The sequence below is a fragment of the Roseibium alexandrii DFL-11 genome, assembly GCF_000158095.2.
Lineage (GTDB): Bacteria > Pseudomonadota > Alphaproteobacteria > Rhizobiales > Stappiaceae > Roseibium > Roseibium alexandrii.
This window is the reverse complement of the sequence record NZ_CM011002.1, coordinates 2,698,593-2,719,471: the sequence shown is the minus strand read 5'-3', so window position 1 is coordinate 2,719,471 and position 20,879 is coordinate 2,698,593. Positions and strand designations below refer to the sequence as shown.

Here is a 20,879-nt window from a genome sequence, read left to right as displayed (position 1 = left end):
TGATTTTCATCCAGCCGGGACTGGCTTTTCAGAAACAACTGCGATAGGGCGGTCTCATGCGTTCGTTTCTGACGGTCCTTTTGCTGATTCTTTTCACCGCGGTGCATGGTGTGCCGGCGGCGGCATTTAACGTGTCCGATTGGGAAAGCCAAGCGGGATCGTTTTCTGTAGCAGCCGTGCTTGAGGACGTGAACAACGTCGAGCAACCCGCGCAAACGGCCGACTTGAAGGAAGTCATGGCCTGCTGTGGCCAGGAAGTCAGCGATGCTGCGCCGCATGCCGGCAGCAAATGCTCAAGCGACTGTGCGTCTGTTTTGCCCATGCCGCCAGGCTTGGTGGTACCTGGCTCCGTCCGGGTTCACGAAAACGCTGTGAAGACGCTCACGATGGCAGCGCCCGCCGTCGCAGACCACCCGCCCCAATCTGTCTGAGACCGGACCTTTCCGGGACATCTGCCGGCACATGCCGGACAAACACACTCAGACAGAAAGGGAGCTAAATGCTTACCTCACATAACGTTTCGCTTCTGCGCAGCCGGTTCGCTTTTGATCGGCTGCGGCAGAGTGCCAGCCCCCGTTCGCTCTTCATGCTGGCGTGCTGCCTCATGATGGCCGCAGGAATGGCTATTGTTCTTGCAAGTGCGCCAGCCAGTGCGTCGTTTGCCGATCGCTTCTGGCCCGTTTTGCCGCTTGCCGGTTGTTTGGCGATGCATTTGATCATGCATCGCTTCATGGGGGGATGTGTCCACCAAAGAAGCGGTGACAACCGCACACACGGAGACAAATCCAATGCTTAATCACAACTTGGTTCGCGCAGGCGCCCTTGCGGCAGCGCTGTTGGCCGCTCCGGCGATGGCGGATGAGGAACGTACAGTCACAGTCTTCAAAACGCCGTGGTGTGGGTGCTGCCACATTTGGGCGGAAGAGGTCGCTAAGGCCGGCTACAAGGTTGAGATCCGCGACATGGAAGACCTGACCTCCATCAAGAAGCAGGCCGGCGTTCCGGGCGATTTGCAGGCCTGCCACACGGCTGTGCTTGGCGATGAGCGCAAGTACGTGCTGGAGGGCCATGTCCCTTTGCAAGCGATGGATAAACTGATGAGTGAGCGCCCCGACATTCGCGGGTTGGCAGTTGCCGGGATGCCGATGGGGTCGCTCGGAATGGACTACGATCCCGCGGCTCAATATCTGGTTCACGCCTTGCCGATGGAACCTGGTGCAACACCACGCGTTTATATGAAAATGGGCGAGGTTAAGTAACGTGTCTTTGCTGACAAGAAGATCATTTCTTGCCGGTTCGGCGAGCCTGACCGGGCTCGCCGTTTCCGGCTGCGTGTCGACGACGACACAGCCGGCTGCGCCGCCGGTCTCACCGTATCTATCCATGTACCGGGCGATGCCGGAAGAACGGTTTCCGATCCCGGCGATCAATCTGAACAAGGTTCCGGAGCGTTATTACCGCAAGCAAGTGCGGTATAACACGCCCGAGCGTGTCGGCACGCTGATCGTCGATACCTCCAACTATTATCTCTATCTGGTCCAGGAAAACGGCATGGCCATGCGCTACGGTGTTGGTCTTGGCCGAGCCGGATTCGAATGGTCGGGCCGCGCCCGAATTGCCCGAAAAGCGCCATGGCCAAGATGGGTCCCGCCGGAGGAAATGATCCAGCGCGAGCCGGAGCTTGAGCAGTGGAGCTGGAAGAACGGCGGCATGGATCCGGGTTTAGAAAACCCGCTCGGCGCCCGCGCGCTCTATATCTATCAGGGCAATGTCGACACCCTCTACCGGATTCACGGCACAGCTGAATACTGGACGATTGGTTCTGCTGTTTCCAGCGGCTGTGTCCGTGTGATGAACCAGGACATCATCGACCTTTATGGCCGCGTGCCGGTGGGGTCCCAGATCGTCGTGATCTAGGCCGTGGGGAAGCCGTTACAATATCTGGCGATTGCCGGGGCCCTGATTGTGGGCCTCGGCGCCGCCGCGTTGTATGTGTTCCCACGCAATGAAAACACCGGTTTGCTTCAGCCCGAAGATGCTGACGCGGTTGCGCGCGGGAAGGCTATCTACGATGAGACCTGCGTGGCCTGTCACGGGGCAAATCTGGAAGGGGAAGCGGATTGGCAAACGCCAAAGGCGGATGGGCTGATGCCGGCGCCGCCACATGATGTCTCTGGTCACACTTGGCACCATTCTTCGCAGCTGTTGTTCGACATGACCAAGTACGGCGTCGCTGAGGCCGCAAACCTTGAAAACTACCAGTCAGCCATGCCCGCCTATGAGGGCGTCCTAACGGACGATGAGATCATCGCTGTGCTATCCTTCATCAAGGCAAGCTGGCCCGAAGATGTCCGGGCCAGGCACGATGCGCTTGACGCAGCCACAAACTGACAGGCCTGATGGCACTTCCTAAAGCGGCAGTGCTGGTGTTTCCTGAAAACCCAGATGAAGGTCACTGCCGGTGTAAGGATTTGCGCGGGCAACGTCTTCGTTGAGGTCATGCCCAAGGCCCGGTTCCTGTGACGGGATGATGTAGCCGTTCTCCCACCGGATTGGTGTTGTCAGAAGTTCTGCGAAGAATCCGTCAAAGGTACGGATTGATTCCAGAACCAGAAAGTTCGGGCTGCAGGTAGCAAGCTGGATATTGGCGAGCGCCACCAAAGGCCCGCAATAAAGATGCGGGGCGATTTGCGCCGAATGGCATTCCGCCATCGCCGCGATCTTCTTGGCCTCCAGAAGCCCGCCGACCCGTCCAAGGTTCATCTGCAGGATGCTGGCGGCTCCCGTCTCAAGAACTCTTGAGAACTCGTATTTGGTGCAAAGCCGTTCGCCGGTCGCCACCGGGATTGATGTGTACCGCGCGACCTCTGCCATATCCTCTGGCTTTTCGGGCGGGATCGGCTCTTCAAACCAGAGCGGATCGTACGCTTCAAGCCGCCGGGCGAGGCGCTTGGCGCCGGAGACAGTAAACTGGCCATGGGTGCCGAACAGAAGATCGGCTTTTGTGCCGACCGCCGCGCGGATCTGTTTGCAGAACGCCTCGGAGCGCTCCAGATCCTCCAGGCTCGGCTGGTGGCCGTCATAGATGGTGTAAGCGCCAGCTGGATCAAATTTTACGGCTGTAAAGCCTTGGTCTACGGCCTTTGCAGCTGCCTCAGCGGCCATATCCGCATCGTTGTAGACATTGGGTTTATCCGGATCCGGATAAACATCTCCATCGGTTGGATAAAGATAGGTGTAAGAACGCAGCCGCTCGTGCACCTTGCCGCCGAGCAGCTCATAGGCGGGTTTGCCTGCCGCCTTGCCGATGATGTCCCAGCAGGCCATTTCCAGACCCGACAGCACACCCATGACCGTTACATCCGGACGCTGGGTATACCCGGCGCCGTAGGTCTTGTGCCACAGCTTCTCGATATGGTGCGGGTCTTCTCCGGCAAACTGGCGCGCAAACACATCCTCAGCCATCTTTGCCACCAAGTCGGGCCCGAAAGTGGCATTGTAGATCTCGCCATAGCCGGTGATGCCGCAGGCAGTCACCAGCTTGACGAAGATGAAGTACCGCCCACCGTGGCGCGGTGGGGGATTGCCAACGACGAAGGTCTCGATATCGCTAAGTCTCATGTCGAACCGCTTTAGCTGGCGTTGCTGATAGTGATGGCTTTGACCTTGGTGTAGGCATCAAGGCCTTCCCAGCCCTTTTCGCGGCCATAGCCGGATTTTTTATTGCCGCCAAAGGGCAGTTCCAGCCCGCCGGCCCAATAATCGTTGACCGAAACCTGGCCGCTGTCGAGTGCATGGGCAACCCGCATCGCGCGTCCGGTGTCGCGTGTGTAGACACTTGCCATCAGGCCGAACTCCGTTCCGTTCGCCAGCTCGACGGCTTCGTCTTCTGTCTCGAAATTCTGCACTGACAGGACAGGCCCGAAGATTTCGTCCTGAACGGCCGGATCGTTCGCCCTCAGATCTGCGATGATGGTCGGCTGGAAGAACCAGCCCTTGCCGGTGTCCGGATCGGTGGTCACATCGCCGCCGGTCAGGATGTTGGCGCCGCGCGCCTTGGCGGCATCGACATGCGCCTTGATCCGGCCAAGGTGCAGATCAGAGTTGATCGCCCCCATATCCGGGTTCTTCAGGCCATGACCAACTTTCAGGTTGCTTGCCCGCTCCGTCAGGATGGCGAGGACTTCATCACGCAAGGATTTGTGCAGGATGAGCCGGGAACCCGCGGAACAGATTTGGCCGGAATTGGAGAAGATCGCCCAATAGGCGCCATCTGCGACCTTTTCGGGATCTGCATCTTCAAAGGCCACCAGCGGTGACTTGCCGCCAAGTTCCAGCGTAAGCCGGGTGACGTTCGGGGCTGCCGTTTGGGCGACGTTGACGCCGGTGGTGACGGAGCCGGTGAAGGTCAGCTGCTTGATCCGGGGATCACGGGCGAGTTTGGCGCCAACATCACTGCCCAGGCCGGTCACAACATTGACAAGCCCGTCCGGCACACCGGCTTCGCTCAGGAGCTCGGCCATCACAAGTGCGGTGAATGGTGTCGTCTCTGCAGGCTTGGCAACAACAGAACAGCCTGCGGCAAGGGCAGGGGCGACGCCACGCGCAAATGTGGACGTCGGATAATTCCACGGAATGATATGTCCGGTGACACCCACCGGCTCGCGAACCGTAAAGGCCGTCAAGTCCGGGCCAAGGTTCACCGACCGGCCGTCCAGTTTGTCGGCAGCGCCTGCATAATACTCAAAGAGCCGCGCAGAACTTTGAACATCGCCTTGGGCCTCAGCCAGCGTTTTGCCGCTGTCGAGGACTTCCAGGACCGCGAGGCGGTCTGCGTTTTCGTGGAAGACACGGGCGACATTGTTGAGGATCCGGCAGCGCTCGGACGGGAGCGCTCGTGCCCAGTCTTTGGCGGCTTTTTCGGCCGCCTCAATTGCGGTGTCCATATCGGCTTCAGTGCCGAGCGAGAACTCGGCAAAGGCCTCGGCACGGGCCGGATCGAAGCTTTCCATCTTCCGATCGGAGGCGGACGTGAACCGCCCGCCGATGAAATGGCCATCTGGCAGGCCATCAATGCGTCCGGTGGAAAGGTAGTTGGCGGCAAGGTCTTGAACGGTCATGCGGAGGCTCTTTTGTGATCTTCCAGAATTATGTCAGCGCCCTTGAGGGCAAGCATCATGGTGGGGGCGTTGGTGTTGCCGGAGGTGATGTTCGGGAACGCAGAAGCATCTACCACACGGAGGCGGTCAATGCCGTGAACTCTCAAGTGGCTGTCGACAACAGATGTTTCCTGATTGGCCCCCATCCGGCAGGTGGATACAGGATGATAGACGGTCCCGGCCCGGGAGCGGAAGTCGTCCAGAAGCCCTTGATCGTCCAGTTTCAGCAGGTCCGGTCCGGTTGGCCGGGCGACAATAGCCTGCAAGGCCTTGCTCGCCATGATTTTCTGACAAAGCCGGCCGCCGGAGATAACCGTATTCCTATCTTCGTCCGTCGACAGGGAGTTCGGCTGAATGGATGGCGCGACAGAACTGTCTGCGCTCTTGATATCGATCCGGCCCCGGCTGGTCGGCCGCGCCGGCTGGGCGCAAATGATAAAGCCGTTGAAGGGGTCAAGGGTAAAGCGGGAGGACCCGCCGGAGGATTTCATCTGATAGCTGATCGGATTGAAATAGATCTGCTGATCAGGCTGGGTGAGCTCCTTGCGCGAGCGCAAGAAACCGCCGCACTGGTTGACCGACAGGGCCAAGGGGCCTTTGCGCGAGAGGGCATATTGGAACGCCGCGCGCATTTGCCCGATCAGTGGGCGCAGAACCGCATTCAGCGTCGGTTCATGGGCCTGAAACGTGTAATTGGCCGCCAGGTGATCCTGCAGGTTTCCGCCCACATGATCGTTGGCTTGGACGATCGGAAGGCCAAGCGATTGCAGGAGCTGACCCGGTCCAACACCAGATAGCTGAAGCAGTTGCGGCGAGGCAATCGCACCAGCGGATAAGATAACTTCCCGGCCGGCGGTCAAGACTTCGCCGGATAGCAACTGAACGCCGGTTGCGCGCTGCTCCTCAAAGAGGATGCGCTTTGCCTGCGCGGCCGTGCGAACAGTCAGATTTGGGCGTTTGAGGGCGGGGTGCAAGAAGGCGCGTGACGAAGAACACCGAAGTCCGGCTTTTGTGTTTATGTGGTAGATCCCGGCCCCTTCGGGCTGATCACCGTTGAAATCTTCCGACAAAGGCAGGCCGGTTTCCGTGATCGCGGCAAAGAAATGACGGTTCAGCGTGTGTATCTCGCGGGAAATATCCTGAACGTTGATCGGGCCGTTGCCCCTCTTTATCCCGTCCGCACCGGTCTTTGTTTCAAGACGCTCGAAGGCTTCGCGCACCGCGGTCCAAGACCAACCTTTTGCGCCTGAGCTTTCCCAGTCGTCGTAGTCTTGCGGCAAGCCTCGGCAATACACCATCGCATTGATAGACCCGGAGCCGCCGAGCATTTTGCCGCGTGGCCAATAAAGCGACCGGCCATTCAGTCCGCTGTCAGCTTCGGTCGTGAATTGCCAGGTGCGTTTTGGATCGGCGTAGAGTTTGCCGTAGCCAAGTGGCAACGAAACCCACGGTGAATCGTCGGCCCCTCCCGCTTCCAAAAGCAGCACCGTGGTGCCTGGATCCGCACTCAAACGTTCGGCCAGAATGCAGCCCGCCGAACCGGCGCCCACAATGATGTAATCGGCAGTTTGCAAAGTCGGGTCTGCTCCGGTCAATCGATCGTTCCGGTAACTGTCGATGAGTTTGCAAAAAGCCTGAAGCGAAAAATCATTTGGTGTAACATTGAAAAAATTTGAAGAAGGCAACGGGCGCACAATGAGAAATGGAGCAATCCTTAACACGATCCAGCGGTTGAGAAACTTGGATGGCCTATAACCTTCCGCCCTTGCCGTGGTTGAGAGCGTTCGAAGCAGCGGCCCGGCTTGGAAACTTCACGCGTGCCGCGGAAGAGCTCCTAATTACGCCTGCCGCCGTCAGCTACCAGGTGCGTCAGTTGGAACAGCAGCTCGGCTATCCCCTGTTTGATCGCCTGCACAGGGAATTGAAACTAACCCGGCTCGGGCAGACCTACCTGCCGTCGGTGGAAAAGGCGTTTTCCGACCTGTCGATTGCAACAGTCTCGGTATTTGGAGGGCGGGAAAGCAAGCCGGTCCGGTTCCGCTGCCTGTCCAGCTTCGGGCATCTGTGGATGATCCCCCGGCTTGCGGCTTTTCAGGCGGAGAACCCTGGTATTGATGTGCAAATGATCTCCGCCGCCTGGGCTGAGACCCTCAATCCGGATCTTTTTGAGATCGATGTGCGGTTTGGCGATGGAACCTGGAGCGACGGGGCTGTCGAGTTCCTGGTCAACGACCCGGTGATCGCCGTTTGCCATCCAGATCTTGCCCTGGACAGCACGAAGAGCGACGTGGGACAGCTTAGTCAGGCTGTCCGGCTCGACATCATGGGGGTTCTGGATACGTGGGAGAGCTTTTTCCGTCTTTACGGCCATGCAGTTCCGGGGCGGTCGGGGCTGCAGGTGGACCAAACTCTGTCTGCTCTCGAGCTGGCGGCCCTTGGTCATGGTCATGCGCTCGTTTTGGAAACGCTCGCCAATCCTTATCTGGAAAGTGGACGATTGATCCGCTCAACGGATAAGGTCATCACCAGCCGGCACAGCTACTATCTGGTGACGTCCGGACCGCGCCAAGCGCTGAGCCCGGAGGCTCAGGCCTTTTGCGACTGGCTTATCCGGGAAATGCGGGCTTAGAGCCCCGGGCGGTAAGTTAGACACGTTTGACCTTTCTTATTTGTCTGCTGACGAGGCGGGTTGCTCGCAATGGTGTCCTCCACCATAAGAGCGAACCAACACAGTCAGCGGACAAATGAGTTTGGCCCTCCGGGTGGCGTTCTGCGGCCCATCGGCTATGTTGCACCGCTTGCCCGGCCAACCAGGCCGACCCGCGCGACGCGCCTGGCCAACGCCATCAAACGCTTCCAACTTATCGCCCGGGGCTCTAGTCAAAATTGAAGGTGAAACCGAACAGCCGCTCGATCGGATCTGTCACTTTCGGGTCGGTATAGCGATTGAGATCTAGAAGACCGGCTTCAACAGCATCTTGTGCGTCCAAGGCAGCCTGAACCTGATCAAAAACCATCCAGAACTCTTCATGTGTCCGGCGAATGCCAAAGGTTTCCACCACTCCCTGAAAATCAGTCTGACTGCGAACCGCGCTCAATGACTCGACAAACTCGGGCAGTGCAGCCTCTTTCACTTGGAAGATAAAGTTCGGGTAGCTGCTGAACTGGCCCGGAACAATCGTCATCGCGTCCTCTTCAGGCTTGCGGCGCAGATCCTCGTTGAACACGAAAGCAACGTTGCTGTGTGCCATGTCGTGTACCAGCGTGTAGATCTCGTCATTCTCCGAGCGCTCAACAACAAGCACGGCAATATCGGGCATAAACTTGGCAAAGGGCGCGGGTTTCACCGTCAGCGTGCGCAGCTGCCCGGCCGGTGTCTCTGGCGAGGCACACGTGTCCCCGGTGCAGCGGTTGATTGGGTCGGCTTTCGGCCAGAGGCCCGGCTCAATCTGAAGGAGCCCGTTCAGAAACTCGGCCTTTGGTGTTTGGGTCTGAAAAGGTATGCCGGTTGGTGTCTCGGTATCGAGAGGTGCTTCTTTCCATCGGTCGACCAAGGAAACGAGGGTGCCCTGGTACCAGGAGCTGTGGAGCGGGTTCCTGCTTTTCGGCGGCAGAAAAGACAGGAACAGGCGTTCGCCTTCCCGGCGCAGACTGTCCATGTAAAGACGGGTCGTCAGTTGGTGTTCGACATTTCCGAAGACGTCGAATCCGGCGACAAGATTGTAGTAGATCCGTTCAAACAGAGGAAAATCGATCACCCAGGCTGTTTCAGGTATGGACCCCGCAAACCCCCGGACCACAGACGCGGACGAGTAGTTCCGGTAAACGGTCAGCCTTGCATCATGGTTACTGCCATCCCCGTCCCAGATGTCCTGATAATCCAGACCGCCGGTTGTGCGGGCGGCATGCCTGTAGCGGGCCTGCCGAAACTCCTGATACTTGATGGGACCAAGTGTCAGAAAATTCCGCATTCGGCCTGAAATTGAGCTGTCCGAGACGGCGACCGGCAGTTCCAGAATGGGCGTTGCCTGTGGCAGATAATCTGGATCGGTGACCGAAAGATCGGCATCTGGATCGAGGAAAGACACCCAGAAGCGGTCTTCAATAACATTCACTGCGACCTGACCATAACACACCGGTCCGCGAATGAACGAGCGGACAAAATAAAGCGCGTTGTCGAGCAGGAATTTATACCGGCTGCGGGCTGGGATTGCTGCGAAGGTGGATAGCGGATTGCCGCCGGCAGTCGTGGAGTAGGCTGGCAGCGCTTCTAACGACCAGTCTGTTTTCAGGAACAATTCGTTGTAACGGTTAATCCGCTCCGGTCCGATTTCATAGACGATATGCTGCTTGTGCAGGATCGTCTCGTTCAACGGGATCAGACGGTAGAAGAAGCGGCCGCCGGGATCATCGAAGGGGCGGCGCGACGCAATTTCATCGGCCGGTTCACCCGGTGCTGTTCTGGACCGGATCAAACGGAAAAAGCGGTCCGGCTGACCGCCTTCAAGGTGCAGATGCGCCAGAAACAGATGTTCGTAGATGTAGCGGGCAACGAGTTTCGATTTCAGCGCCGGTTGATTGAAGAACGCTTCGATTTCAGTCACCTTGGCCGAGACATCTGGCGGGAGAACAACGGGCTCGACAGCACCAGGCGCCCCGGCTTTGGCCCAGGCCAACAAAATCCGGTAGTCGCTTTCAGGAAGCGCGGCCATGCCGTAAGGCATGCCGCCAAACTGGTGATCATTCAGATAGTCTGCCGTTTCATTGGGCGCAGGGCAGGACATGTTCCGGTTCAGTCCGAGCTCAACTTCGTCCGGCAATGCCGCGCCCAGTTTCAACGGATTGTCACGCCCGGCCTGCAGCAATTGCACCAGCGTCGAAGGTTGGTCTGATGTTCCTGTGACTGGAAAGAAGCCTTTCTGGCGCCATTCCGGGACAGTCTTCGCATCGACCCTCAACCGGGTCATTGGCGCATCGTCCAGGCGGGAAGATTCGTAGACCTTTTGTTTACTCGCTCCTCTGGCCCATCCATCGGGGGAGGAGAATTTCAATTGGCAGGGGGCATCATAGCAGCCGTGACACACCACGCAGCGGTTGTTCAAAACATCCTGCACCTGCGTATGCGGTGATTGTTGCGCCTGCGCAGGACTGACAATCAGGAGGACAAGTCCCAGCGACGAAAGGGTGTATTTGGCCCTGCCGAAGATTGTGCTCCTAAGGAGTGCCAAACAAGGGCTCAACATGTGCGGCATCTCCTGTCATCCCCGATCTTCAGGCGGTTTGGGTGTCGCGCCCTTGTAGGCAATGAGATACCCATAAAACGCATAAGCCGTGATCGCCCCTACGATGATCGCCCAGGTCTGGTTGTCATTATAATATTCCACGCCTGTCCAGACTGCACAAAAGCCGACGATCAGGATGCGCCTCCAGAGAGGATCCAGCCAGGGATGTTCAAATCCACCAAACACAAATTTGCCTTTCTTCTTCGCCATCAGTGGCGATGACTGGCCTCGGGACTTCCTTAGGGTAAGGTGTCAAGATGTTGCGCAACAAAGTGAAATTCCAACAGCCTTCGTCTTTTTGCCTTGCAACATTGGTCACAAGAGAACAGGGTAATCAAGCTGGCCGATGCTGAAAAGGCCATCTGCATCATGACACCATTCATGTATACCGGCACCGCGACATGTTGAATTCGCTTGACCTTCTGACCGCCAATGACACACCGGGTCAACACCCGCCCTCCTACTATGCTGCAACAGCACGGTGGCAGACGACCTATGCGCCGTTGGACGGGCCGCGGGCTGCCGATGTGGTGATTGTCGGTGCTGGTTACACCGGGCTTTCCGCGGCACTTCATCTGGCCGAGCGCGGCTTGGACGTCGTTCTTCTTGAAGCCAACCGGGTCGGTTGGGGCGCGTCCGGGCGTAACGGTGGGCAAGTCGGATCCGGTCAACGTGTTGAGCAGGACGTGCTGGAAAACCGCCACGGCAAGTCGCATGCAAAACTTCTTTGGGATTTGGCGGAGGACTCCAAGGCGCTTGTAAAAGACCTGATCGCGAGACACGAGATTGCCTGCGATTACACCCCGGGAATTCTGCACGCCGACCATCGCAAGTCCTACGTGGAAGAAAGCCGCGACCATGTCGAGCATCTCCGGCTGACCTATGGCTACGACCAGATCAGGTTTGTCGATGGCGATGAGATCGGCGACATGGTCGGCAGTCCGAAGTATTTCGGCGGATCGCTGGATATGGGCGCCGGACACCTCCACCCGCTGAACTACGCGCTGGGCCTGGCACGTGCTGCAGATAAGGCGGGCGCAAAAATCTTTGAAGAAACCAAGGTGACCGGGATTGAAGAGCAAGCTTCCGGCGGTGTGCAGGTCACAACTGACACCGGCACAGTGAAAGCCCGCCATCTGATCCTTGCCTGCAATGGCTATCTCGGCAAACTCAACCGGGAAACGGCTGCTCATGTCATGCCGATCAACAACTTCATCGTTGCGACAAAGCCGTTTTCCGAGGACGAAGCGCGGGCCCTGATCCGCGACAATGTCGCGGTTGCCGACAGCAAGTTTGTCATCAACTACTTCCGTCTGTCTGCGGACCGGCGTTTGTTGTTCGGCGGCGGTGAAAACTACGGCTACCGCTTCCCGGAGGATATCAAGTCGTTCGTCCGCCGGCCCATGACAGAGATTTATCCGCAGCTGGCGGACGTCGAAATCGACTATGGCTGGGGCGGAACTCTCGCCATCACCCCAAAGCGGATGCCCTATTTCGCACGCGTCAAACCCAACATCCTGACAGCGACAGGCTACTCCGGACACGGCGTCGCCATGGCAACGCTTGGAGGGCAGCTTCTGGCTGAAGCCATCGCTGGAACCGCGGGCCGGTTCGATGGCTTTGAACGGCTTAACATTCCGGCATTCCCGGGGGGCGACAAGTTGCGTTTTCCGCTGCTCGTCCTAGCTATGACATGGTTCTCACTGAGGGATCGGCTCGGCATCTAAAATGCTCCAGAAGACACAAGATCAGCGGCAATTGGCGGGAAGCTATTGGGAGGCGAGCAGACCCGCACTGCGCACGGACCGTCAGCTGATGGGCAATGCGTTGTTTGATGTTGCAGTGATCGGTGCCGGTTTTGCCGGATTGAGCGCTGCGATGAAGCTGGCAGCGGCTGGTGTTTCAGTCTGCGTCCTGGAAGCAGAGCATGTCGGCTACGGAGCCTCAGGCCGGAACGGCGGGTTTTGCTGTTTGGGCGGGACAAAACTGAGTGTGCACCAGCTTGTCCGGCGTTTCGGTTTGGAAGAGGCGCGCAAGTTCCTTGCATATCAAGTCGCCGGCATCAACCAGGTCGCTCAGCGGCTGGAGACTTGGGGGATTGATGCCGACTGCCATTCCAAAGGCGAAATCACACTGGCGCACCGGCCAAAAGACCTTGACGGTTTGAGGGCTGAAGCGGCCTACCTGAAGGAGAATTTCGGGATCAAGTCCCAGGTGCTGGACAAAGCAGCGCTGGACGAAGAAGGTTACGGCGGTCCCGGCTTTCACGGCGGTCTTCACATCCCGTACGGTTTTGCGCTCAATCCGATGGCCTATCTCTATGGCCTTGCCGATCAAGTACGCAGGAAGGGGGGGCGGATCTACGGCAAGTCCCCGGTGAATGGTATGAGCCGCGACGGGGACCGGTGGCGGCTTGATACCGAACATGGCTTCGTGCGCGCAAAAGGCGTCGTGCTTGCTGGCAACGGTTATGCAAAGGAAACCGTTCCGAAATGGATGCACGGCCGAACGCTCCCGGTCATGTCGTCCATCCATGTTACGCGCCAGATGTCTGAGGATGAGTTGTCCGCTCAAGGCTGGACGTCGGAGACGATGGCGTCAGACTCCCGTATTTTGCTGCATTACTTCAGGCTGATGCCCGACCGCAGGTTCCTGTTTGGAACACGCGGCGGAATATTCGAGACCGAACCGTCCCTCAAAGCCATGCACAAGCGCGCAAGGCAGGATTTTGAGTCAATGTTTCCCGCTTGGGAGAACGTTGAGAGCGAATATCAGTGGTACGGCCGCGTATGCCTGTCCCGCAACCTGACCCCGTTTGTTGGTGAAATCCCCGGAATGGACGGCGTTTATGCTGCAATGGGCTGGCATGGAAGCGGAATTGCCATGGCGTCCTTGTCCGGAGAAAAAGCCGCCGGTCTGATATTGGGCACCGTGCGCCCTGAAGATCTGCCGGCCGCCTTGCAGCAGCCATTCAAACGTTTCCCGCTGCCTTCGTTGCGCAAGCTCTATCTGCAGGGGGCCTACTGGTGGTACGGATATCAGGACCGCTAGACGATGATCTGGAGTTTCGCCCGGCGATCCGATCGGATCTCGATGCTGTCTATGACATAAGCCTTCTTACCGGCAATGCCGGACGAGATGCGACGAGCCTTTACGTAGATCCGAATTTGATGGGGCACATCTACGCAGCTCCGTACCTGATTTTAGACGGTACGATCGGGTATGTCGTCGAGAACCAAAAACAAGTTCTTGGATTTGTGCTTGGCGCCACAAATACACGAGACTTTGAAGCACAACTCGAAGATCGTTGGTGGCCAGAGCTTAGGCGCGATTATCCTTGGCCCGGACAGGTGCAGGGAGAACTCACGGCCGATCAAAAACGAATCCACATGATTCATCGCCCTGATGTTGTTCCTGAGCGGGTCGTCCAGACATTTCCCGCACACTTGCATATGAATCTCTTGCCGGAGGTTCAGGGCAAGGGTGTAGGCACAGCGTTGTTGAATGTATGGCTGGACGCTGCCCAAAACGCGTCTGTCTCCGGTGTCCATGTCCGTGTGAACGCAAAGAACACGTCGGGATTTGCCTTTTGGAAATCGCGCGGATTTCAAACGCTCCTAACCCAAAAATCCATGGGCTCCGTAGGGACCATATGGTGTGGCTTGCAGGTTGGGGTGTCGTGAGTTTTGTTCAATAAAGAAATAGGTGCCTTGAATTCGCAACTGTGCGGTATTCAAACCGGGAGGCATAGATGGCGGCAGGGTCTAAATCAGAGCTTCTTGAGATCACCGAAAAGGAATGGAGCAAACTCAAGGATGTGCTTGATGCCCTTCCGGCAATGCAGCGCCTGGAAAAGGATGAAGACGGCATCAGCCCCAAGGACATCGTGGGCCACCGTGCGCACTGGATCGAGTTGTTCTTGAAATGGTACCGGGATGGTCAATCAGGCGTACCGGTCCATATCCCCGCTGAAGGCTACAAATGGTCGGAAACGCCACGCTACAATGCCGATTTGAGAGCGCGTCAGGCCAGCTTTTCGTGGGCATCCGTCCGCACACTGCTTGAGGCCAACCATTTTGAATTGTTGGCCCTTGTCGAAAATCTGACTGAAAAAGAGCTCTATGGCGCGCCGATGAAGGGAAGCCATAGCAAATGGCCCGCTGGCCGTTTTGCAGAGGCTGCCGGTGCAAGCCACTACCGGTCGGCTGTCAAATACCTGCGGAAACGGATGCGCGCAGCCAAAGCCGGATGAGTGCTGGTCTGGCCCTCTGAGACCTATCAGTCACTTCACTATGATGGCGGTGACAGGCACCGTCATCATAGTGCTGAGTTGACGTCCTAGTCGAATTCGTGACCGCGAACCCGGTACGGTGTGATTTCCCGCCATGCCTTCATCAAGGTATCCAGCTCATCATCGCCGTGCGGCGGCAGCATGATCTGGATCTTGACCAAAAGGTCCCCGTGACCGCCGTTCTTGGTCGGCAAGCCCTTGCCTTTCAGCCGCATTGTCTTGCCGCTGGAGGTGTTTTCCGGAATGGTCAGATTGACAGCGCCGGTCAAGGTAGGTGTCCGGATCTTCGCGCCGAGGATCGCTTCATAAAGCGTGATCGGCAGATCCAGATGAAGGTCGTACCCTTTGACGTCAAACAGCTTGTGCGTCTTGAAGCGAACTTCAATCAGAGCATCACCCGCAGGACCACCCTGATCGCCCGGATGACCTTGACCTTTCAATCGGATTTTTTCACCTTCAACGACGCCTTTGGGGAGGGTGACGTTGACGGTCTTTCCGCTTGGGAGCGTGACCTGAGCCTTGCCGGAGTTCAGAATATCTTCCAGTGAAACGGCCGCCATCAGATCGGCATTTGCACCTTTGGAAGGGGAGGCCCGGCGCGCACGGGCTCCGCTCGCGCCAGCAGACCCGCCGGCACCTTGACCTGCGCCGCCTCGCGCACCTCCACGGCCACCGAAACCACCCAGAATGTCATTCAGGATGTCATCGAACCCACCAGCAGCGCCGCCGCTGGTGCTCCCCGATGATCTGAAACCCCGGGTCCCGCCAGTAGCGCCAAAATCTTCAAAGCCAGAAAAGCCATCAAAACCGCGGGATTGGAACTTCTGCTTGCCCTCGGCATCGATCTCGCCGCGATCGAACTGGGCCCGCTTGTCCTTGTCGCCGACAATTTCGTAGGCCTGGTTCACTTCGGCAAAACGCTGCTGCGCCCCCGGATCGTCTTTGTTCTGATCCGGATGGTATTTTTTGGCCAATTGCCGAAAGGCCTTTTTGATGTCGCCCTCGTTGGCGGATTTCGCCACCCCGAGAACGCTGTAGGGATCCCGCATTCGTCTCACCAGTGTTCACAAGATTGCCGGTCTGGACCGCTCGTGGCGGTCTTGATGCCTGTCATAAGGCACAGCCCGCATATCGTTGTCCGACCATCGTTACCTTAGATATCGTAACGGATAGGAAAAAATTCCAGAGCGCCGACGGTAGACTCTCGGTTCTTTTATAGTGAATTTTCTGTTGTTCAAGCGTCAGCGACCGTGAGCGCTGTTACGGCAAACTTCTGCGTAATATCCCGGCAGGCTGTACCGGAATAGAGTTTGATGCCGCTGATGGTGTTGGCGGTGGTTTTGAAACCAAGGCACCCGGTTTGCGCAAAAGCAGTCGAATTGATTTCGGAAATCGTTCCGGAATTCCCGCTGATGCCGTTCAGCCAAGGCAGTTTCAAGTCTTCCAGGCCCGCCCCGCTCGCCAGATCCTGGTCCAGGGTGTCAAAGTTCTTCGCAATCGACTGCCGGTCTTCAACGCTGAGATCTGTGTAGGCTTCATCTGCCGCAGAGGGAATGGATCCGGTCAGAATGGTCGGTGTTTTCAGATCATCGGTGCCGACTTGCATGCCGACCTGGCTGCACCCCGACGCGGTCAATCCCATGACAAGTGCGCACACCACCGCGGATTGGTTTTTCAAGGGGTGGATCTTGCTGGGTCTGGCAGTATATGAACGCATACGGCGCATCAATTGATAGCCTTTCTCAAGGGCGGCATCTTCTTGCCGTTCCTCCGGCCATCGAATCCTTCGACAGGGTACCAATGACAAACCACAAGAATCCCCATGAAGAGTTAACAAAAGGTGACTTTGTTGAGGCAGAGAAACCATTTGAGCTGTTTGATGAATGGCTTGAGGAAGCCAAAACGACCGAACCCAATGATCCGAATGCCTTGGCGCTGTCGACGGTTGATCCGGACGGATTGCCAAATGTACGCATGGTTCTCCTGAAGGGTTTTGATGAAACCGGGTTTGTTTTCTACACAAACCTTGAAAGCGCCAAGGGCCGCGAATTGTTGTCAGCTGGGAGGGCGGCTATGTGCTTCCATTGGAAGTCTTTGCGGCGGCAAATCCGGATCCGCGGCGAGATCGTCCAGGTCTCGGCAGAAGAGGCAGATGAGTATTATCAATCCCGTCCGCGCGGCAGCCGGATTGGTGCCTGGGCTTCTCGCCAGTCCCGCCCCGTGGAAAGCCGTTTTGCGCTGGAAAAGGAAGTTGCCAAGTACACGGCGAAGTTCGGTATTGGCGATATTCCGCGCCCCGAGCATTGGTCAGGACTGCGGTTGATCCCCAGTGAGATTGAGTTTTGGGCGGACCGGCCCTTCAGGCTTCATGACCGTGTAAAGTTCACCCGGTCTGCGTCGTCTGAACCGTGGAGCAAAGAGCGCCTTTATCCGTAAGCCGGCTCAAAGCAGCCGGAGCCAGCGGAAAAGGAAAAAGGTTACGCCGACGGAGATGACCATAAGACCAATGGCGAATATGAACCCCATTTGCCATTGGAGCTCCGGCATGTTGACGAAGTTCATACCGTAGATCGACGCAATCAGCGTCGGTGGCAAGAAAATCAGTCCCAGAACGGTAAAGATTTTTGCGATCTGGTTTTGCTCCATAGAGACCAAGCCAACGGTTGCATCCAAAAGAAACGTGAGTTTGTTGTCGAGCGCATCCCCGTATTCCTTGATGGAATGGATGTCCCGCCCATACATCTTGCAATCGGTCACTTGGTCGTCGCTGAGATTGAAGCGCTTTGCATGCGTGGAGATGTAAAGCACCATCCTTGCCAGACCGGCGCACACATCGTGCATCTTGGCAACTCTCAAGCCAATCCGTCCCAGTTTCCTGATAGCGTCCTTGTAGCTGGCGGTTTTCCGTGTGTTGAGGCCGTCTCCGAACACTTTCAGCGCGAGGTCGTCATAACAGGCAGATGCGGTTTCCATTTCGTCGGCGCAGCGGTCGACGATGATGTCCAACAGCGCGAACATGATCGCAGGTCCAAGATGCGCGATTGTCGCATCCGATTGCACCTTTCGGGTCAAAAGCGTCAGGGATTTCGGCTCGCCGTATCGAACGGTCACCAGGCGTTTTGCGTTCAGTACAAAGGTCACGGAAGACCGGACAGGATCCAGGGTATGGGACACAGCAGGCATCTGTGCCGTCATCACGACCGCGCCAGGTTCCAAATAGAAGCGTTCTGACGTCTCGATCGAGGTGATTTCATCCCGGTTCGGGATCTCGGCACCCATCAACCGCTCTGCTTTGGTCCGCTCTTCTTGCGTTGGACTGATCAGGTCAATCCATACAGACGTTGACGGCAACGGCGCGTCATCAGTCAGCTCGATACGTTCCAGGCCATTCACGGACGGGCAATAGGCAATGATCATTCAGACAAGCTCCACCCAGATTGCAATGCAATCGACAGTCAGGAGCTTGCCCAAAAGAACTGGGCGCACGCAACCACTTTTGCGGCTATTTCAATAACATACCCAAACCAACAAGCATTATGGATGGATCATCCAAACGCTAGCGTTTTGCGCGCACATTATTCGCTCACGCAAAAAGCATTGACGGTATGTCATTTGTTTTGAAACCAGAAGGCGATGAGTGATCGCCTCTGATTACTCCTGCCGGATTATTTTCCGGAGGTCTTTTTTGAGACGGGACGCAAGCACAATGCCGCAGCGTTCAAGGCTGCAATGCCGACTGGCTTGTAGAGGCTTTCAAGTTTTGCTCCAGCCTGTGCAGTTTGTGCAGGGCGGGCAGTTTGATCAGACATTGTTCCGTTCCGTCTTTCTGTCTCAGTTTCTAATCGATGCGGCATAAGAGTGTTCCGATCCGCAACCGGTGATGTGGTGCCGGAATAAGGCGCTTAAATGACATTTTGTCCATTTTTCGCATTTTCTTACCCGGATAAACTTAGGATGCCCCGACGTCCCGAGTTCGGCTACTCAAAAAGGATGTCAGGTTGTTACCAACTTGGTTCAAACGTGAACAATTGCGGTAAGGCTTTCTTAACGATCCGAGCGAGTGCACTGGTTGCAAGGCAATTCAGGCCGTAGGCCGATGTATTGCCGGGGACTTCACGCACATGCCCGCTATGCCGACACGGTCAGGAATGCTAAACAGGCGGTTGGAAACTGAACGCAAGGTCAGATGAAGCAATACCCGGCTCACAGATCAAAAGCTGCACCAGCCAGCCGCACTCTCGGGGCGCTTGCGTTCGCGCTGGCTTTGGTCACCTTGGTGACGCAGCGTTTTGACCTTCTGACACCCGATACATTCGTTTTGTCCCTCTCTGTGGCAGCTGTGTTGGCTGCAACGGCCATGCTGTGTGGACTGATCGCATTTGTCCGAATTTGGAGCCGCGGTGGCGGCGGTATCGGATCTTCCATACTTGGTGTCATGTTGGGTGCCGTCGCGCTGTGTGCGCCTGCAGCCGTATTGGGACTTCTAATCGTAGATCCGGAGCTCACAGATGTGACCACTGATCCGGACGAGCCTCCGCTGCTGGTTGAAGCTCTGCCGCACTCGGATCAGGCTGTGTTGGTCTGGATGGCATCACATGTCCGCAACACGGCCTGGATCCAATACCAGGAGGCTATGCGTGCCGAGAGGTCAGCTGCCGAGTTGCAACTGGAGCTCTACCCGGACATTGTTCCACGGCGCTACCGGATAACTCCGGGCGAATTGCACGCAGCTGCAAAGAAAGCGGTTGATGAGCTGAATTGGCGCGTAGTTGATGAGCTTCCGCCCGATCTCTTGGATGCGCCGACCGCATTGTGGGCCGAGGAAACCACCCAACTGCTGGGCCTTAAGCATGATATTGCGCTGAGGGTCCGCCCGGATCCTGTCGGTGCGCTCCTTGACGTCCGCTCCAGATCCCAGTCGCCTTTACGTGAGTTTTCAGGCAACGCGAATGTCATCCGAGGTCTTATGTCCGAAATCGACCGTGTTCTTCTTGAGACCTACGGCGATCTGGAGCGTCTAGCGGTTGAAGAGTCCGAACTCCAAGAGGACGCCCCTCTGGAGGTTTTTGAACGCGATCGGGAAACAATTCCGTTGCCGAGTTTCAAACCCTACTTTGAGGATGATGAAGGGCTCTCTGCCGATGCCTTCGAGCTGGATGATCTCGAAGGCTGATATCTATCGTTACGGCTTTAGCCGGAATGTTGCGTCCAGCGCCAAACTTGGGTCAGCTGTTGTCCGGCCGCGTTCGGTCAAATCCTCCAAATGCGCAAAAACCGACAGCCCTGCCGCGCCGTGCAATTTGGGGTCTACATCGGCGTAGAGCTTGGCAACGATCTCCGGAATGCTGCGTGGTTGAGTGCCAAGTTCATTCAGGATTGAGGCCTCGCGGGACAATCTGTGCTGTTTCAGCTGCTCAACATAAATGGGCGCATCAGAAACAATGCCGCCATGCCCTGGCAGGTAGGTTGTCTCGGAGCGTGCAAGCAGCTTTTCGATGGAAGCCATGTAGTCGCGCATGGAGCCGTCCGGGGCAGCCACAATCGATGTGGACCATGCCATGACATGATCCCCGCTGATCAGCACGTCTTCGCCGGGGAGTACAAAACACATGTGATTGGCAGTATGACCCGGTGTGGCAATGGCTTCAAACTTGATGGCTGCGGCTTCAAAAACATCGCCATCCTGATATTCCTGGTCCGGCGCGTAGTCTTTGTCTCCGCTGGCATCCAGCGGATTGACCTCACCTTCCATGAGGGGGCGGGCCGCACGGTGCGGCGCGCATCCGATGATCTTTGCGCCTGACCGTTCTTGAAGCATCCTGGCCGCGGGCGAGTGGTCCACATGTGTGTGCGTGACTAGGATAGCCTCGATCTGTGCGCCATCCGTCAGCGAAAGCAAGGTGTTTACATGTTCTTCGTCCGCCGGGCCCGGGTCCACAACAACCAAGTGTTTTTGGCCCAGAATGTAGCTGTTCGTGCCATGAAAAGTGAACGGGCCCGGGTTTCTTGCTGTCACGCGGCAAAGGCCGGGCAGGAGCTCCACGCGTTCCCCATAGCGCGGATCGAAGGAGCGGTCATGTTTCATGCTAAGATGTTTCCTGAAGGATGGGACCGGACGTCACGCAATTGACGTTTGAATCGGATAAC

Annotated in this window: 22 protein-coding genes; 12 read left to right on the top strand and 10 right to left on the bottom strand. The window is 57.1% G+C overall.

Annotated elements, in window-relative coordinates; all coding sequences use genetic code 11:
- The first annotated feature begins 56 nt into the window (after positions 1-56).
- The 5 genes from SADFL11_RS12570 to SADFL11_RS12550 all read left to right on the top strand — a co-directional run bounded on the left by SADFL11_RS12570 (position 57) and on the right by SADFL11_RS12550 (position 2,391).
- Positions 57-431: a hypothetical protein gene (locus tag SADFL11_RS12570; RefSeq protein WP_040451604.1), complete on the top strand. Its 375-nt coding sequence runs from the start codon at positions 57-59 to the stop codon at positions 429-431.
- 68 nt (positions 432-499) lie between these two features.
- Positions 500-796, top strand: a complete 297-nt coding sequence (locus SADFL11_RS12565; RefSeq protein ID WP_134853017.1) for a hypothetical protein — start codon at positions 500-502, stop codon at positions 794-796.
- Positions 789-1,259, top strand: a complete 471-nt coding sequence (locus SADFL11_RS12560) for a DUF411 domain-containing protein (protein ID WP_040452949.1) — start codon at positions 789-791, stop codon at positions 1,257-1,259. The genes SADFL11_RS12565 and SADFL11_RS12560 overlap by 8 nt, the downstream gene beginning before the upstream one ends.
- A gap of 1 nt (position 1,260) precedes the next feature.
- Positions 1,261-1,917 carry a L,D-transpeptidase gene (locus tag SADFL11_RS12555; protein WP_008195997.1) on the top strand — a complete coding sequence of 219 codons (657 nt, stop codon included), beginning with the start codon at positions 1,261-1,263 and terminating at the stop codon, positions 1,915-1,917.
- 3 nt (positions 1,918-1,920) lie between these two features.
- Complete coding sequence (locus SADFL11_RS12550) at positions 1,921-2,391, top strand: c-type cytochrome (protein ID WP_008191345.1); 471 nt, start codon at positions 1,921-1,923, stop codon at positions 2,389-2,391.
- Positions 2,392-2,409: 18 nt separating this feature from the next.
- Here the strand turns inward: SADFL11_RS12550 and SADFL11_RS12545 are convergent, their stop codons facing one another.
- The 3 genes from SADFL11_RS12545 to SADFL11_RS12535 are packed head-to-tail and all read right to left on the bottom strand — an operon-like array spanning position 2,410 to position 6,754.
- Positions 2,410-3,621, bottom strand: a complete 1,212-nt coding sequence (locus SADFL11_RS12545; protein ID WP_008188585.1) for a mandelate racemase/muconate lactonizing enzyme family protein — start codon at positions 3,619-3,621, stop codon at positions 2,410-2,412.
- Between the two features lie 11 nt (positions 3,622-3,632).
- Positions 3,633-5,120 carry an aldehyde dehydrogenase family protein gene (locus tag SADFL11_RS12540; protein WP_008195804.1) on the bottom strand — a complete coding sequence of 496 codons (1,488 nt, stop codon included), beginning with the start codon at positions 5,118-5,120 and terminating at the stop codon, positions 3,633-3,635.
- A complete protein-coding gene (locus SADFL11_RS12535) occupies positions 5,117-6,754 on the bottom strand; it encodes a GMC family oxidoreductase (RefSeq protein WP_228198197.1) in 1,638 nt (545 codons plus the stop codon). The genes SADFL11_RS12540 and SADFL11_RS12535 overlap by 4 nt, the downstream gene beginning before the upstream one ends.
- A gap of 149 nt (positions 6,755-6,903) precedes the next feature.
- Here SADFL11_RS12535 and SADFL11_RS12530 point away from each other — a divergent pair, with 149 nt between their 5' ends.
- Positions 6,904-7,788, top strand: a complete 885-nt coding sequence (locus SADFL11_RS12530) for a LysR substrate-binding domain-containing protein (protein WP_008196820.1) — start codon at positions 6,904-6,906, stop codon at positions 7,786-7,788.
- A gap of 247 nt (positions 7,789-8,035) precedes the next feature.
- On the opposite strand, the gene SADFL11_RS12525 is transcribed toward SADFL11_RS12530, so the two are convergent.
- Positions 8,036-10,126 carry a fatty acid cis/trans isomerase gene (locus tag SADFL11_RS12525; protein ID WP_008190451.1) on the bottom strand — a complete coding sequence of 697 codons (2,091 nt, stop codon included), beginning with the start codon at positions 10,124-10,126 and terminating at the stop codon, positions 8,036-8,038.
- 291 nt (positions 10,127-10,417) lie between these two features.
- Complete coding sequence (locus tag SADFL11_RS12520; RefSeq protein WP_008196998.1) at positions 10,418-10,651, bottom strand: hypothetical protein; 234 nt, start codon at positions 10,649-10,651, stop codon at positions 10,418-10,420.
- Between the two features lie 191 nt (positions 10,652-10,842).
- Here SADFL11_RS12520 and SADFL11_RS12515 point away from each other — a divergent pair, with 191 nt between their 5' ends.
- The 4 genes from SADFL11_RS12515 (at position 10,843) to SADFL11_RS12500 (ending at position 14,693) form a co-directional block, all read left to right on the top strand.
- The gene (locus SADFL11_RS12515; RefSeq protein WP_008190752.1) at positions 10,843-12,168 is read left to right on the top strand and encodes an NAD(P)/FAD-dependent oxidoreductase; all 1,326 of its coding nucleotides are present in this window, start codon (positions 10,843-10,845) and stop codon (positions 12,166-12,168) included.
- 1 nt (position 12,169) lies between these two features.
- Positions 12,170-13,492: an NAD(P)/FAD-dependent oxidoreductase gene (locus tag SADFL11_RS12510; protein ID WP_008195580.1), complete on the top strand. Its 1,323-nt coding sequence runs from the start codon at positions 12,170-12,172 to the stop codon at positions 13,490-13,492.
- Positions 13,468-14,124, top strand: a complete 657-nt coding sequence (locus SADFL11_RS12505) for a GNAT family N-acetyltransferase (protein ID WP_008189902.1) — start codon at positions 13,468-13,470, stop codon at positions 14,122-14,124. Before SADFL11_RS12510 ends, SADFL11_RS12505 begins: the two co-directional genes overlap by 25 nt.
- 68 nt (positions 14,125-14,192) lie before the next feature.
- A complete protein-coding gene (locus tag SADFL11_RS12500) occupies positions 14,193-14,693 on the top strand; it encodes a ClbS/DfsB family four-helix bundle protein (protein ID WP_008195763.1) in 501 nt (166 codons plus the stop codon).
- 86 nt (positions 14,694-14,779) lie between these two features.
- On the opposite strand, the gene SADFL11_RS12495 is transcribed toward SADFL11_RS12500, so the two are convergent.
- Together SADFL11_RS12495 and SADFL11_RS12490 are read right to left on the bottom strand one after the other, a co-directional pair.
- Positions 14,780-15,781, bottom strand: a complete 1,002-nt coding sequence (locus SADFL11_RS12495) for a DnaJ C-terminal domain-containing protein (RefSeq protein ID WP_008195399.1) — start codon at positions 15,779-15,781, stop codon at positions 14,780-14,782.
- 185 nt (positions 15,782-15,966) lie between these two features.
- Positions 15,967-16,449 carry an RT0821/Lpp0805 family surface protein gene (locus SADFL11_RS12490; RefSeq protein WP_209002584.1) on the bottom strand — a complete coding sequence of 161 codons (483 nt, stop codon included), beginning with the start codon at positions 16,447-16,449 and terminating at the stop codon, positions 15,967-15,969.
- An 83-nt stretch (positions 16,450-16,532) separates the two neighbouring features.
- Here SADFL11_RS12490 and pdxH point away from each other — a divergent pair, with 83 nt between their 5' ends.
- On the top strand, positions 16,533-17,168 hold the full coding sequence (pdxH, locus tag SADFL11_RS12485) for a pyridoxamine 5'-phosphate oxidase (RefSeq protein ID WP_040452960.1): 636 nt from the start codon (positions 16,533-16,535) through the stop codon (positions 17,166-17,168).
- Positions 17,169-17,174: 6 nt separating this feature from the next.
- Here pdxH and SADFL11_RS12480 read toward each other — a convergent pair whose 3' ends face one another.
- Together SADFL11_RS12480 and SADFL11_RS25295 are read right to left on the bottom strand one after the other, a co-directional pair.
- Positions 17,175-18,149 carry a CorA family divalent cation transporter gene (locus SADFL11_RS12480; RefSeq protein WP_008191436.1) on the bottom strand — a complete coding sequence of 325 codons (975 nt, stop codon included), beginning with the start codon at positions 18,147-18,149 and terminating at the stop codon, positions 17,175-17,177.
- A gap of 248 nt (positions 18,150-18,397) precedes the next feature.
- Positions 18,398-18,541: a hypothetical protein gene (locus tag SADFL11_RS25295; protein WP_008193877.1), complete on the bottom strand. Its 144-nt coding sequence runs from the start codon at positions 18,539-18,541 to the stop codon at positions 18,398-18,400.
- A gap of 377 nt (positions 18,542-18,918) precedes the next feature.
- On the opposite strand from SADFL11_RS25295, the gene SADFL11_RS12475 reads away from it, so the two are divergent.
- The gene (locus SADFL11_RS12475; RefSeq protein ID WP_008192226.1) at positions 18,919-19,905 is read left to right on the top strand and encodes a DUF1499 domain-containing protein; all 987 of its coding nucleotides are present in this window, start codon (positions 18,919-18,921) and stop codon (positions 19,903-19,905) included.
- A 9-nt stretch (positions 19,906-19,914) separates the two neighbouring features.
- Here SADFL11_RS12475 and SADFL11_RS12470 read toward each other — a convergent pair whose 3' ends face one another.
- Positions 19,915-20,817, bottom strand: a complete 903-nt coding sequence (locus SADFL11_RS12470) for an MBL fold metallo-hydrolase (protein ID WP_008194830.1) — start codon at positions 20,815-20,817, stop codon at positions 19,915-19,917.
- Between the last annotated feature and the right edge of the window lie 62 nt (positions 20,818-20,879).